This window comes from Flavobacterium sp. GQ95 (assembly GCF_059758655.1).
This window is the reverse complement of the sequence record NZ_JCAXEB010000007.1, coordinates 193745-208809: the sequence shown is the minus strand read 5'-3', so window position 1 is coordinate 208809 and position 15065 is coordinate 193745. Positions and strand designations below refer to the sequence as shown.

At 34.6% G+C, this 15065-nt stretch carries 14 protein-coding genes; all 14 read left to right on the top strand.

The genetic code is table 11. From position 1 onward, the window contains the following. Positions 1-13 precede the first annotated feature (13 nt). The 14 genes from AC6CH4_RS15075 (at position 14) to AC6CH4_RS15010 (ending at position 15023) form a co-directional block, all read left to right on the top strand. A complete protein-coding gene (locus AC6CH4_RS15075) occupies positions 14-1432 on the top strand; it encodes a TolC family protein (protein ID WP_498104315.1) in 1419 nt (472 codons plus the stop codon). A gap of 573 nt (positions 1433-2005) precedes the next feature. Continuing rightward, on the top strand, positions 2006-2386 hold the full coding sequence (locus AC6CH4_RS15070; protein ID WP_056192491.1) for a DoxX family protein: 381 nt from the start codon (positions 2006-2008) through the stop codon (positions 2384-2386). 12 nt (positions 2387-2398) lie between these two features. Then, on the top strand, positions 2399-2608 hold the full coding sequence (locus tag AC6CH4_RS15065) for a hypothetical protein (RefSeq protein ID WP_498104313.1): 210 nt from the start codon (positions 2399-2401) through the stop codon (positions 2606-2608). An 81-nt stretch (positions 2609-2689) separates the two neighbouring features. Beyond that, positions 2690-3076 carry a VOC family protein gene (locus AC6CH4_RS15060; protein ID WP_498104311.1) on the top strand — a complete coding sequence of 129 codons (387 nt, stop codon included), beginning with the start codon at positions 2690-2692 and terminating at the stop codon, positions 3074-3076. Between the two features lie 9 nt (positions 3077-3085). Further along, complete coding sequence (locus AC6CH4_RS15055; protein ID WP_498104309.1) at positions 3086-3595, top strand: DinB family protein; 510 nt, start codon at positions 3086-3088, stop codon at positions 3593-3595. A gap of 47 nt (positions 3596-3642) precedes the next feature. Then, a complete protein-coding gene (locus AC6CH4_RS15050; protein ID WP_498104307.1) occupies positions 3643-4110 on the top strand; it encodes a DUF1440 domain-containing protein in 468 nt (155 codons plus the stop codon). 340 nt (positions 4111-4450) lie between these two features. Beyond that, a complete protein-coding gene (locus tag AC6CH4_RS15045) occupies positions 4451-5530 on the top strand; it encodes a glycoside hydrolase family 130 protein (RefSeq protein WP_498104305.1) in 1080 nt (359 codons plus the stop codon). Further along, the gene (locus AC6CH4_RS15040) at positions 5511-7781 is read left to right on the top strand and encodes a glycosyltransferase (protein ID WP_498104303.1); all 2271 of its coding nucleotides are present in this window, start codon (positions 5511-5513) and stop codon (positions 7779-7781) included. The genes AC6CH4_RS15045 and AC6CH4_RS15040 overlap by 20 nt, the downstream gene beginning before the upstream one ends. Positions 7782-8052: 271 nt before the next feature. Then, the gene (locus AC6CH4_RS15035; protein ID WP_498104301.1) at positions 8053-8817 is read left to right on the top strand and encodes an MlaE family ABC transporter permease; all 765 of its coding nucleotides are present in this window, start codon (positions 8053-8055) and stop codon (positions 8815-8817) included. Then, entirely contained in the window at positions 8814-9593 is a 780-nt protein-coding gene (locus AC6CH4_RS15030) for an ABC transporter ATP-binding protein (RefSeq protein WP_498104299.1), read from the top strand. The genes AC6CH4_RS15035 and AC6CH4_RS15030 overlap by 4 nt, the downstream gene beginning before the upstream one ends. Before the next feature lie 25 nt (positions 9594-9618). Then, positions 9619-10470: an MlaD family protein gene (locus tag AC6CH4_RS15025; protein WP_498104297.1), complete on the top strand. Its 852-nt coding sequence runs from the start codon at positions 9619-9621 to the stop codon at positions 10468-10470. A 59-nt stretch (positions 10471-10529) separates the two neighbouring features. Further along, complete coding sequence (locus tag AC6CH4_RS15020) at positions 10530-13298, top strand: AsmA family protein (RefSeq protein ID WP_498104295.1); 2769 nt, start codon at positions 10530-10532, stop codon at positions 13296-13298. 7 nt (positions 13299-13305) lie between these two features. After that, positions 13306-13827, top strand: coding sequence for a low affinity iron permease family protein (locus AC6CH4_RS15015; RefSeq protein WP_498104293.1), 522 nt, complete (start codon positions 13306-13308; stop codon positions 13825-13827). Continuing rightward, positions 13824-15023, top strand: coding sequence for an NAD(P)/FAD-dependent oxidoreductase (locus AC6CH4_RS15010; RefSeq protein ID WP_498104291.1), 1200 nt, complete (start codon positions 13824-13826; stop codon positions 15021-15023). The genes AC6CH4_RS15015 and AC6CH4_RS15010 overlap by 4 nt, the downstream gene beginning before the upstream one ends. Positions 15024-15065: the final 42 nt, after the last annotated feature.

The window sequence follows — 15065 nt, the reverse complement described above, 5'->3', positions numbered from 1 at the left end:
GACAAAATATAAAATGAAAAAGTATATAACCAAAATCGTGATGGTCGCTATTTTGATCACCACATTAATATCCTGTTCTGTTTCGAAGGATATTGAAACTCCAAAAGATGCACTTCCTGAGAATTTCAGGAATGCATCGGTTTCAAAAGATACGACAAGTATTGCTGATCTGGAGTGGAAAAACTTCTTTACAGAAAAAGATATTATCAAGCTTATTGACAGTGCGGTAGTTCGAAATAACGATTTGCAAATCGCTACTAAAAACATCGAAATTGCGCAATACCGATTTACACAATCAAAATGGAATAATGTTCCTCAGGTGAATTTGGGTGTCACAGCAAGCACTAGTAATCCGTCAGACAATAGTTTTACGGGGAAAAATCTGGGTCAGGCTTTGGGTCAAAATCACATTAATGATTTCACTGCAGGTGCAACACTTTCATGGGAAGCAGATATTTGGGGGAAGATCAAAAATCAGAAAAAAGGAGCATATGCTGAGTATCTTCAATCTGAAGAGGTAAAAAAAGCGTTGCAGACAACTATTGTTGCTGATGTTTCTAAAGGATATTACAATCTATTGATGCTGGATGCACAATTGGAAATTGCCAGACAAACCCTAAAACTGAATGACAGTACAACCAGTATCATCAAATTGAAATATGATGCAGGACAAGTTACTTCATTGGCTATTCAGCAATCGGAAGCGCAGAAATTAAACTCAGCGCAATTGATTCCGTTATTGGAGCAAAACATTGCCATTCAGGAAAATGCTTTGAGTGTGCTGACTGGATCTTTTCCGGATTCAAAAGAAAGAACGATTCGTTTGAGTACTATTGCTGTAAAAAACAATGCTGCTATTGGAATTCCGTCTTCACTAGTAAGCAGAAGACCAGATGTAAAAAGTGCTGAATTGGCTTTAAAAGTAGCTAATGCCAATGTCGGAATCACAAAAGCCGATTTCTATCCTGCATTGAGAATTACAGCGCAGGGCGGAGTAAATTCGTTCGAAGCCAGCAATTGGTTTACTATTCCAGCTTCTTTATTCGGAACTGTTGCGGGAGGTTTAACACAACCTTTATTCAACAATAAAAGAGTAAAAACGCAATATAATATTGCTGTTGTTGAAAGAGAAAAAGCCGTGATCAATTTCAGACAGTCTGTTTTAGTAGCCGTTAGTGAAGTTGCTGATGCTTTGGTTGCTGTTGAAAAATTACAACAACAAGAAGCATTCTTGCAAGAACGTGTAAAAACGCTGCAACAAGCAATTAAAAATGCCAATCTGTTATTTAAAAACGGAATGGCGGAATACCTTGAAGTACTTTCTGCGCAAGCAAGTTTATTGCAAAGCGAATTAGAATTAGCTGATATAAAAAGAGCACAACTTTCTGCCAATACCGAGTTATATCGCGCATTGGGCGGAGGTTGGAGATAATACCCGTTTTAATTATTTATTTATTTGAGATGACGCTGTGAGACTTCGGTTTTGCAGCGTTTTTTTTTGTTTAACCGCAAGGGACGCTAAGGGGTTACGCAATGTTCGCAAAGTGTTTTGTTTAGCTCTCGCAAAGTCGCAAGGTCGCAAAGTTTTTCTTTAATTGTGTTGAAAATGGCACGCAGATCACGCGGGTTTTGGCGGATTGTCGCGGATTTTTTTTATTTTCTTATGGATTTTTCTATCCGCATTTTGTCACCCTGAGGAACGAAGGTCACACTAGAAACTCCGTACAGAAAGTCGCTCGCAGATTTTGCAGATCCAGCAGATTTCTTTCTTCTTGCCTCTTGCTTCTTACCTCTTTCCTCTATATTCTTTTCTCTATATTCTTTTCTCTTGCTTCTTGCTTCTTGCTTCTCGCCTCTCAATCTAAAATCAACCCTCTAAAACCTAAAATCACTCAATCTGTCCCAAATGACCCCAAAATAGTCGTAAATAACTATTCCGTAAGAAAAATAAGAGTAGTAGATTTGTATTAAATAATTAACTGATAACTATTTAAAAATAAACCACATGAAAAAAGCAAAGATTATTTTCTGGATTACTACAACTATTATTTTCTTGTTTGAAGGCGTTATGCCAGCGTTGACTTCTCAGTCTGAAATGGCTAAAGAAGGAATCAGGCATTTGGGCTATCCTGAATATTTTGGAAACGCTTTAGTTGTATTTAAAATTTTAGGAGTTTTAATTCTGGTTATTCCATCAATTCCTAAAAACGTAAAAGAATGGGCTTATGCCGGATTTGGATTCGATTTTATATTTGCTTCGATCAGTCATTTTGCTGTTGACGGGGTTAATTTTCAATCCTTTTTTCCTTTAATCTTTTTAGTTATTCTGGCTATTTCATACCATTATTATCATAAAATCGAACGCTATAAAAATATTGCGTTATAAACTTTTTAGACGATGATAGAAGTTTTCAAAACAAATGTTCAGGAAGTCGAGCAATCTATACTGATTGTGGGGAAGCTTCTTGAGCATTTTCCAAACAGTGCTATCAATTTTGATTTGGAAGACTGCGATAGGATTTTGCGAATTCATGGCGCTTCCATTTCACATAAAAAAATTATTGAAGTTCTCGATTCGTACGGTTATCATTGTGAAGTGTTATTGTAATCAAAACATAATCATTTGATTTTTAAATATTTAATTTAAAATTGTAAATTTGGATAATCAGTAATCATCAAATCATACAAAATGAATATTCCAAAAAATCATCAAACCGTAATGCCGTATTTAATTTTAAATGGAGCATTAAACTTTATCGACTTCACAAAAAACGTTTTCAATGCGACCGTCTTGCATGCACCTAAATTACGTGACGACGGAACTGCTCAACATGCTGAAATTACCATTCACGGAAGTACTATTATGGTAACGGATGCAACTAATGATTGGAAACCACAAACGGCAAACTTATTTGTTTATGTCCCGAATGCCGATGAAAGTTTCAAAAAAGCACTTGAAGAAGGTGCTACAGAATTGATGGGATTAAGCGATCAGGAATATGGCCGGACTTGTGGCGTAACTGATCCTTTTGGAAATGTCTGGTGGATCACATCAGTAAATGAATTCACAATTTAAATCAGAAAAATGAAAACAACTCTTCAAACCAACATTGTTGAAACATTCAAAAATTTAAACGAAATCCATTCGAAGTTTTCTGAAGCAGAGCTCAATACAGTACCTTATCAGGGAAGCTGGACGGCAGGGCAAACAACGCAGCATATTCTTAAAGCCTGTTCTGGTTATGCCGCATTATTTTTAGGAAAAACAGAAAAAACGAACAGAAAGCCAGATTTGTACATTAAAGATATTGAAGCTCTTTTTTTAAACTTCAACATAAAAATGAACTCGCCGGATTATCTGCTACCTGAAATTACGGACTACAATAAAAATGAACAAACTCTAGAGCTGCTCAATAAAGAATCTGATTTATTAACCCTGGCTGAAATTCATGATTTAACATTAACTTGCCTTGATTTTCAAGTTCCAGGATTTGAAAAATTTACTATTTTAGAATGGATTTCTTTCGCGTTAATTCATACACAACGACATACCCATCAATTGAATACTATTTATAAGATGTTGACCAAAATATAAAATCATAATTTTAACCCTCCAAAACCAAACCTCAAAAACCATAATATATGAAATCAAAAAGCGGAACAATATTTTTATCGGGTTTAATTGCAGGTACACTCGACATACTTGCAGCTCTTATTATTTATGATCTCATTTTGCAAAAAACGACCTCTATCAAAATTCTTCAATCCATTGCTTCTGGAATATTTAAAAAAGAGGCTTATTCCGGTGGTTCGCAAATGGCGTTGTATGGTTTATTATTACATTATTTTATTGCCCTTACCTTTGCCTGGTTTTATTTTACTATTTATCCCTATTTCAATTTTCTAAAAAAGAATACCTTACTATCAGGGATTTTATACGGAATTTTTGTCTGGATCATAATGAATCTCGTGGTTTTACCAACTGTATTTCCAGGTCTTCCGGAAAAACACCTCGATTTTCCTTTAATTTTATCTATATTGATTTTAATCTTTTGTATCGGAATCCCAATTGCCTTTATTACAAGAAAACATTATTCGTTGCACCGTTAAACAATATTAGGTCACATTCGCGGTTAACAGTGAAAACTGAAAACTGAGAATGAGACCAAAACCTGAAGCTTAAAACTTACAGAAACAAAACTTTTAATACCTAAAAAAAGCGAAACTAATAATCTGTTTCGCTTTTTTTATGAATAGTACAAAAGCATCATTCGTTAACGTTAATTTATTACTTGCAATACCTTATAAACCAGTTTTTTGGATTAATTTTATAATCCCCCACTTCTTATTACATAATTCCCATATCAATCCTTTTGAGTTAATTTTTTGCTCGATTGGATTAATAGCCCCTCTATTCATAAAGTAATTTTAGCTTAATAAAATTTAAGAGATGGAATTGGCAGTAACGCAAAGTTTAATTGCAACAAAACACGGTGTAATTTTAGAAAAAACAGAAAGGGCATTTGAAGAACTAGGCGTTTTAAATCCTGCCATTTATCAGGACGGGAATACAGTACACATGTTTTACAGAGCTGCTAAAAAGGGTAATTTTTCAACTATTGGTTATTGTCGTTTTGAAGGCCCGACAACTTTAGTAGAAAGACATAAAGAGCCCATTTTTGTACCAGAATATATTTATGAAATTCATGGCGTTGAGGATCCTCGTATCACCAGGATTGATGATACTTTTTATATGACGTATGTTACTTATGACGGAATAAATGCTAGTGGCGCTTTGGCAACTTCAAAAGACCTGACTAAGTTTAAAAAGAAAGGAATTATTACGCCAAAATTTATTTTGCATGATTTTACTAATCTGATTAGAAATCATTTATTAAATCCAGGTATTGCAAAAATATTGGCTTTTAATACGGCAAGAAATTATCCGTTGACTGAAACAATGAAGGAACATTTGTTTGTTTGGGATAAAAATGTGGTGCTTTTTCCAAAGAAAATAAATGGGAAATTTGTGGCTTTACATCGATTATTCCCTTCTATTCAAATCGTTACTTTCGAAAAAAAGAAAGATTTAACGGTTGATTTTTGGAAAGATTATATAAAAAACCTGCCAGATCATATTGTAATGGAGCCAAAATACGATCACGAAACAAGTCATATTGGCCCTGGCGCCCCTCCTATTGAAACAGAAGATGGCTGGTTATTAATTTATCATTCAGCAGAAAAGCGGGAAAAAGGATTGGTTTATCATGCTTCAGCAGTTTTATTAGACCTTGAAAATCCTCAAAAAGTTTTGGCCCGATTGCCAAAACCCATTATTACGCCTGCAGAATATTATGAACGACACGGTTATGTAAATTATGTTGTTTTCCCAACGGGAACAGCCATTTTTGATGACCAATTATATATTTATTACGGTGCCGCCGATGACAAGATTGCGGTGGCTTCTTTGAACCTTAACGACTTATTAACGGAACTAAAACAGAATCCCAATGAAAACGATATCAAATAAATCGAAAATAGTTTTTCTATCTACCTTTCCTCCAACACAATGTGGAATAGCTACTTACACGCAGGATACCATTAAAGGAATTACAGATGTTTTTGGTAAATCAGTAACTTGTGAAATTTGCGAATTGGTCAATGAGCCAAAAGCAAAACCAACACAGGCCTTTACCTTAAATACAAAAGATAAAGCCGAATATGCTAAAGTTGCTGAACAAATCAATAATGACAAATCGGTAAAACTAGTCCATATTCAACATGAATTTGGTTTATTTGGAGGAAACTATGGCGATTATTTGCTAGACTTTTTAAACGTTATTAAAAAACCGCTTACTTATACTTTTCATTCTGTTATTCAAAATCCGAATAATGAATTGAAAACTTTTGTAAAATTGTTGTTGAGTTACAGCAATTCGGTTTTTGTAATGACCAATCAGTCAAAAGAAATTTTGATGAGAGATTACGACATAGATGAAAAAATAATTACTTGTGTACCACACGGAACTCATATTGTAATTTATGAAACTCCGGATCAGGCAAAACAAAAATTCGATATTCAGGACAGAAAAGTGCTTTCTACTTTTGGACTTTTAGGAGAAGGAAAAAACATTGAAACCGGACTTCAGGCATTACCTAAAATCATCGAAAAAGAACCAAATGTCTTGTATTTAATTATTGGAAAAACACATCCAAATTTAATTAAAGACGGGGTTGATGCTTATCGTGATAAACTGGAAGGCATTGTTGAATATTTAAATTTAAAAGACAACGTACGCTTTATTAACCAATATCTGGATACCAATGAGCTTTTAGATTATCTGAAAGCAACTGATGTATATCTGTTTACTTCAAAAGATCCAAATCAGGCAGTAAGCGGAACATTTTCTTATGCAATGAGTTGCGCTTGTCCGATGGTAGCTTCAAAAATCCCGCATACTTTAGAAGTTTTAACATCTGACTGCGGTATTTTGGTTGATATCGGAAACGTAGACCAATTTGCAGAGGAAACAATAAAATTACTTGCTGATGATAAATTGAGAGAAGAAATGGGAATCAATGCATTTACAAAAATGCGTGCCTCATCTTGGGAAAACGTTGCCATCACGCACATGAACACATATAAAACTTTAATGGAGAATCCTGCTGAAATTAAATTCACTTATCCTTCAATTCAGTTAAGACATATCAAAAAATTAACTACTGATTTAGGAATCATACAATTCAGTAAAATCTCCATTCCAGATCTTTCCTCAGGATATACTTTAGATGATAATGCTAGAGCTTTAATTGCTTTTTGCATGCATTATAAACTAACAAAGGATAAAGAAGATTTACCTTATATTTTAATTTATTTGGATTTTATCGAACGTTGCCAAAAACCTAAAGGTAATTTTATCAATTACGTTGATCAGGAAAATAGAGAACATATAGAGCAAAATGCAGAGGTTAATCTAGAGGATTCAAATGCACGAGCTTTATGGGCGCTGGGAACTGTGGTTTCAATCGCTGCTATTTTACCGGAAGCCATTTCTAAAAAAGCTTCAAAAGTTTTATTGAATTCTTTAAAATGGGCCGAAACAATTCAGTCGCCACGTTCGATTGGTTTTGCTACAAAAGGGCTTTATTTATACAATAGCGCTGTTCCAAATTTATATGTTGCGGCGATTATCAACAAACTGAATGCAAAATTGCTTTCAAATTATGAGCTTCACGCTTCAAGTGACTGGAAATGGTTTGAAAATTATATGACGTACGGAAATGGTATTTTACCGGAATCGATGTTGTTTGCCTATTTAGTAACCAACAAGCCTATTTACAAAAAAGTAGCACTGGATTCATTAGATTTCTTAATGTCAAAAATGTTTGTCAATAAAAACTTCAAGGTAATTTCGAATAACGGATGGCTACATAAAGGTGAAGAGCCAAAAGAATATGGAGAGCAACCAATTGATGTTGCGTACACCATTCATACTTTGAATTCATTTTATGACGCTTTTGGCACTCCGGAATACAAACATAAAATGAAAACAGCCTTCAATTGGTTTTTAGGAAAAAATCATTTGAATCAGATTATGTATAATCCTGTAAGCGGTGGTGGTTATGACGGACTGGAAAAAGAGAACGTAAACCTAAATCAGGGCGCAGAATCAACAGTATGTTATTTAACAGCCCGATTATTGATGGAAAACCTTAAAGTATCTGATACTAAAGTGATTCCTTTAATGAAATCCAACTCAGGTTTAGCAATTAATTCTTAATACTATAGCGATAATAAGACTGGCCAAAACGCTATAAACCCAGGAAATCCCTTTTTTTAGAAGAAGGGATTTTTTGTTTTATAATGTTTCGGCTAACGTCTTTTCCGCATTATTATTGTGTTTTGCAATGTTAATTATATAAACTTCCAAAAAAGTTGTGTAATGGAATTTCTTTAGTTATAAGATATCTTTAATACTTGATAATCAAGACATAGTCAATTTTATAAAGAGTTGATATCTAAAGGTTTTCAAACAAAAACTAAAACATAATATGATTCTCACTTTAAAAAATACATTCACCGAAATTGGAAATGCAACCTTGTTTGCGAAGCAGTTTTTTAAGGAGGTTTTCGTTCCTCCTTATGAGGCAAAAGAGTTTTTGAAACAATGTTATGTCATTGGTTATAAATCATTGCCTTTGGTAGCAATAACCGGTTTTATTATGGGATTAGTGCTAACGCTACAATCAAGACCAACATTAGTCAAATTCGGAGCCGAATCCTGGTTGCCCGGAATGGTTGCGCTTTCACTGATACGAGAAATAGCTCCGGTAATTACTGCTTTAATCTGTGCCGGAAAAATCTCGTCAGGAATTGGGGCCGAATTAGGCTCGATGAAAGTGACCGAACAAATTGATGCCATGGAAGTTTCGGCGATCAATCCTTATAATTATTTGGTGGTAACAAGAATTTTAGCCTGTACCTTAATGGTTCCGATATTGGTATTTTTTGCCGATGCGATCGGAATCTTTGGAGGTTATATTGGGGTTAATATTCATGGTGATGTGAATCTTTACCGTTATATGACCCAAATTTTTCAATCACTTGAGTTTTTAGATTTATTTCCAGCTACAATCAAAACATTCTTTTTTGGGTTTTTTATCGGAATGATTGGGTGTTACAAAGGTTTTAATGCAGCAAATGGAACTGAAAGTGTTGGTAAGGCAGCAAATTCTGCAGTAGTAACAGCATCTTTAGCCATTTTTATTCTTGATATGGTCGCAGTTCAAATAACCGATTTATTCTTTGTACAATGATTAAAGAGAAAGAAAATATAGAAGCAAAAACAAAAGAAAAGGCAAAAACTCCGATGATTGAAATCAAGGATTTGCACAAAACTTTTGGTAAAGATAATAAGGTCTTGCAAGGCGTAAATCTGACCGTAAACAAAGGTGAAGATTTAGTGATTTTGGGACGTTCCGGTTCAGGAAAATCGGTTACGATTAAATGCATCGTGGGTCTGATTGAACCTGATAAAGGTGAAATTAAAGTGTTTGATGAAAATGTTTTGAATCTGACAAAAAAAGGATTAAACGAGATCAGAGTCCGAATTGGATTTTTGTTCCAAAGTGGCGCTTTATACGATTCAATGTCAGTTAGGGAAAATCTGGCCTTTACTCTAAGAAAGCATAAAAGAGAATTGACCCCCGAAGAAGTTGAAAGTGAAGTAATGGAAGCTCTGGATAACGTAGGATTAGGCGATGCAATTGATAAAATGCCCTCTGAACTATCCGGTGGAATGCAGAAAAGAATTGGACTGGCCAGAACTTTAATTTTGAAACCGGAAATTATTTTATACGATGAACCTACAACAGGTTTAGATACAATAACATCTAGAGAAATCAGCGAATTAATTTTAGATATCAAACACAAGCAAAAAACAACATCAATCATTATTACTCACGATATGGCCTGCGCAAAACTTACTGCCGACCGTATTATGGTTTTGAAAGACGGAAAAATACACGCTGAAGGAACATACGAAGAATTAGAAAAAGACGAAGACGAATGGGTTCGTTCTTTTTTCGAATAAACCAAAAAATAAACTATTAGAAATCATGGAGAAGCAATCTGGATATACTTGGAAATTAGGAATGTTTGTAACAATAGGTTTACTGCTTTTTATACTGGCAGTGTATTTTATTGGAAAACAAAAAAACCTTTTTGGCTCAACATTCAACATTACCTCGGAATTTAAAACCGTGAGCGGTCTGGAGGTCGGAAACAATGTTCGTTTTTCAGGAATTAATATCGGAACGGTCGAAGAAATCAGGTTGATAAACGATTCTTCGGTTGTCGTTTCAATGGTCATTAAAGATGAAGTTCGCGAATTTATCAAAACAGATGCCCGTACCAGCATTGGTTCTGACGGATTAATGGGTGATAAAGTCTTAACCATTTCTCCGGGTGTAAAATCAACTAAAATAATAGAAAATGGAGGACAATTGGCTTCTCTTAAGGGAATTGAAATGAATGACATTATGAAAAGCGTTAAAAAAAGCATGGATAACGTAGGTGTTATCTCTGAAGAATTAGCCATTTTCAGCCATAGCATGAATAACGGAAATGGCGCTTTGGCCAGATTAGTTCGTGATGATAAAATGGCAGCCAGTGTTTCGAATACGCTTTCTAACTTAGAGAACGGAACAAAAGGTTTCAGCGAAAATATGGAAGCTGCAAAAAGCAATTTCTTATTTAGAGGCTATTTCAAGAAAAAAGAGAAACAAAAAGAAAAACAGGCGGAAGAAGCTAAAGATAAAAAAGAAGAACAAGCCGAAAAAGCAGCTAAAGAAAAAGAAGCAAAAGAAAAGGAAGTGAAAGAAGCAAAAGAGAAAGAGGAAAAAGCTAAAGAAGAAAAGCAAAAAGAAGAAGACGCCAAAAAAGCACAATCTGAAAAAGCAAAATCGTAAACTTAGAATCAAATGTAATGAAAGCCTCTTATAAAAATATAAGCCTAAAAATCCTGAAAGTGACAGGAATAGTAATAGCAAGTATCTTGCTATTATTGTTTTTAATTCCATTACTTTTCCCAGGAACAGTCGCAGCTGAAGTAAAGAAAATAGCAAACGAACGTCTGGATACGAAAATGGATTTTTCGAAATCCAGATTGTCCTTTTTTACCCATTTTCCATCCCTTACAGTTTCTCTTGACGATTTGTCTATGACGGGTTCTGCGCCCTTTCGAAATGACACTTTGATTAAAGCAGAACAAGTAGCTTTTGGAATTAACCTCAAAAGATTGATTTTTGACAATGAAGTTAAAATTAACAAGCTTTACGTTTCTAAAGCTTTGATTAATATAATGGTGAACCAAAAAGGGCAAGCCAATTATAATATCTATATTTCTGATCCTAAAAACATAAAAAATGAAGATAAACCAGAAGAAGGAACGGCGATTCGATTAGAACGCATCGATCTTGAAGATTGTCACGTTAAATACAATGACCGTTCTGCTAAAATTTTGGTGGATGCAAGAGGTTTCAATTATGTAGGAAAAGGAAATCTAAGCGAAGATATTTTTGACTTAAATACAGATGCAAAAATTGATAATATTGACTTTTACTATAACAGAACGGCTTACTTAAGAAAAAAAGAACTGCGAGCTGATCTGATTACCCGAATCAATACGAATGCCTTATCTTTTATTCTTCAGAAAAACGAAGTAAAAATCAATAAACTTCCTTTAAAATTCACTGGCTTTTTTACCATTCTAAGAGATGGATATAAAATAAATATCAAAGCAGCATCAGAAAATACAACGGTAAAAGATTTATTTTCTGTGATGCCTCCCGAATATTTAACCTGGATGGATGAAACTGAAATTTCAGGTAAAAGTGATTTACTTTTTACTTTTAGAGGAAATTATAATGTATCAAAAAAACAAAAACCAGATTTGGCATTTAATTTAAAAATTGATGAAGGTGCAATCAACTATCAGAATGCTCCTGCTCCATTGAAGGATTTTCAAATGAATTTGAATGTAATACTGCCTTCGCTTGATGTCGAAAAACTGTTGATTAATTTAAGAACGTTGAAATTTAAAGTGGGTGAAAAGGATTATTTTAATGCTTATTTACACAGTAAAGGTTTCAACGAAATGACCGTAGATGCAAGTGTAAAAGGCGCTTTGGATCTGGCAACTGTTGATGCGGCATTAGGCTTAACCTCAATTGATTTAAAAGGAATTCTGAAAACCAATATTCAGGCAAAAGGTGTTTTTAGTACTTCAAAAAAGTTATTTCCTAAAACAATCGGTGGAATTTCTTTACGTCAGGGCTGGCTTAAAACCGAATCTTATCCTAACCCAATTACGGATATTACTTTTATCGCAAATGTCCTGAACAAAGCAGGAACTTTTCAGGATTTAATTATTGCTGTCGCGCCTGCTTCTTTTGTTTTTGAAGGAAATCCGATGTATGTCAATGCGACTTTATCCGATTTTAGCGATTTGGCCTATAATGCTAAAATAAAAGGCGAACTGAATGTGGGCCGAATCTATCAGGTATTTTCTCAAAAGGGACTTGATGTTACCGGGTATGCGAAAGCAGATCTTTCACTAAAAGGAAAACAAAGCTATGCCACCACAGGACAATATGAAAAACTCGATAATCGAGGAACTCTTTTGTTGAGAAATATCAAAGCCACATCTGAACTATTTCCGAAAGCTTTCTTTATCAAACAAGGAAATTTCCGTTTTCAGAATGAAAAAATGTGGTTTGAAAAATTTTACGCTTCTTATGGAAAATCTGATTTTGATATTAACGGATATCTTTTAAACACCATAAATTACTTTCTCGAGTCGCATGGAACTTTGAACGGAAACTTCAACATGAAATCTAAATTGATTAATGTAGATGAATTTATGGCGCTTGAAAAAGGCGAAAATAAAGACCGAAATATTGAAGTGGAATATGCTAAAGAAGATCATCCGAAAATGAGCGGTGTGGTTATTATACCGAAAAACTTAAACGTAGCGCTTACTGCAAATGCGGATAAAGTAGAATATAACGGGCTCGTTTTAAACAAACTTTCCGGTAAAGTCGGGATTGCAAAAGGCGGCTTCTTTTTAGAAAATACCACTTTCGACATCATTGATTGTATTTTAGGAGTTGATGCTACATACAAAGATGAAACACCAACCTCTGCCCATTTTGCTGCACATTTCACAGCCAAAGATTTCAGTGTGCAAAGAGCTTACAAAGAAATTCCAATGTTTCATGATATGGTAACTGCAGCCGAAAAAGCGCAGGGAATTATTTCTGTTGATTATACAGTTAAAGGAGATTTAGACGGAAATATGGGACCTATTTACGAATCTCTTGAAGGCGGCGGAACAATCCTTTTACGCGATGTACAAGTTAAAGGACTTAAATTATTTGACGGGATTAGCTCGCAGACAGGACAAAAGGGTTTAAATAACCCTGATATGAAGGGAATCGAAATTATATCCACAATCGATAATAATTTAATTCATATTGAGCCCTTTACATTTAGCGTAGCGAGTTTTAGGCCTACTATAAAAGGTACAACAAGTTTTGATGGATTATTAGATTTAAGAATGCGATTAGGATTACCACCTGGTGGACTTGTCGGTTTCCCGATTGTTATAACAGGAACGCATGAAGAACCGAAAATCAAAATTTTCAGTAAAACAGGACAAAAAATATACGATGCCATTTATGATGAAAAAAATAATAAAGTGGTTCGGGAAGAAAAAGTAAGCAAACGAAAAAGTTAAAAATAAAATGGAAAAGAAAAAACCAAAAGGCAATAGTGCCTTCGAAGAATTTGCAACCAAAGTTTCAAAAGCTGCAGGGAGTACAACTGCATTTATTGGTGCGTTTTTAATTGTTGTGGGCTGGGCAGTTTCAGGGCCAATTTTTAATTATTCCGAAACCTGGCAACTGGTAATTAATACCGGAACAACGATTATTACTTTTCTAATGGTCTTTTTAATTCAGAAAGCACAAAATAAAGATTCGCTTGCTATTCAATTGAAATTAAACGAATTAGTTGCATCGAGCGAATATTCAAGCAACAGTTTGGTTGACATAGAAAGTATGACCGAAGAAGAAATGATTATCGTGCAAAAGTACTACCAAAGACTAAGTGAATTGGCTAAAAAAGACGAAAGCATCAGAACCTCCCATTCTATTGGCGAAGCATATGATCAGCACGAAAGAAAAGACAGAAACAGAAGTCAACAAAAAACCGCCAGAAAAACCGCTCAACCTACTAAAGCTGCAAAAAAAACAACTAAGAAATGAAGCTTCGCTCCACAGAAACCTTCTGGCCCTTAAAGAGTGCCATGAGGTACAGTTATCCGTCTATTGACCAGGATTTAAATACTGAAATTTTAATTGTTGGCGGCGGAATAACCGGAGCCCTTATTGCTTATAAATTAATTAATAAAGGCAAAAAAGTAGTACTTGTGGACCGACGCGATATCTGTAATGGAAGTACGGCTGCAAGCACCGCCTTGTTGCAATATGAAATCGATGTTCCATTACATGAACTCATTAAATTAAGAGGATTAGAATGTGCGGTTGACAGTTATAAAAATGGAAAACAGGCTATTTTTGATTTGCGAACGATAATAGATGATATTAAAAGCGATTGCCAGTTTGAATTTAAGAAGAGCATATATTATTGTTCCTTCAAAAAAGATATTCCGTTTTTAAAACACGAATTCAAAACCCGAAAACAACACGGATTTGATGTCAGCTGGCTTGAAGAATCAGATCTAAAAAAATTGGGATTAAACGCAATGGCGGCCATCGAATCTAATACGGCTGCAGTTATGGATCCGTACCGTTTGGCAAATGATTTATTGCATGACTGCCAGCAAAAAGGAATGCAGATTTTTGATCGTACCAATATAACTTCTATCCATAAACAAAAAACAAAATTAATTGCTCATACCGAAAACAGGCATCTCATTACGGCAGATCATATTATACACTGCAGTGGCTACGAGAGTACGGAAACACTGACCGAAAAGGTCGTAGATCTTAAAAGTACTTATGTTATTGCCTCTGAAGCCTTGCCGGAAGTGCCAAATTCTTTTAAAAATGCTATTTTTTGGGATACAGGTTCACCCTATTTTTATTTCCGTATCACAGAAGATAACCGAATTATCATGGGTGGCGGCGACGAAGAATTTAAAGATCCTAAAAGAAGAGATAAATTATTGCCTAAAAAAGAACAAATGCTTTTAAGACAATTCCAGAAAAAATTCCCTGATATTACTTTCAAAATCGATTATTCCTGGGCAGGAACTTTTGGAGAAACACAAGACGGACTTCCCTATTTTGGAAAACCAAATCCGGACAAAAACGAACATTACGTCTTAGCTTTTGGCGGAAACGGAATTACCTTTAGCGTTTTGGGAATGAATTCTATTTTGGATTCGATTAATAATAAGAAGAATAAGGATTTGGAGTATTACAAGTTTGGACGGTGATTTTTTTTAGGCTCTAAGATTCTGAGATGCTAAGGTTCTAAG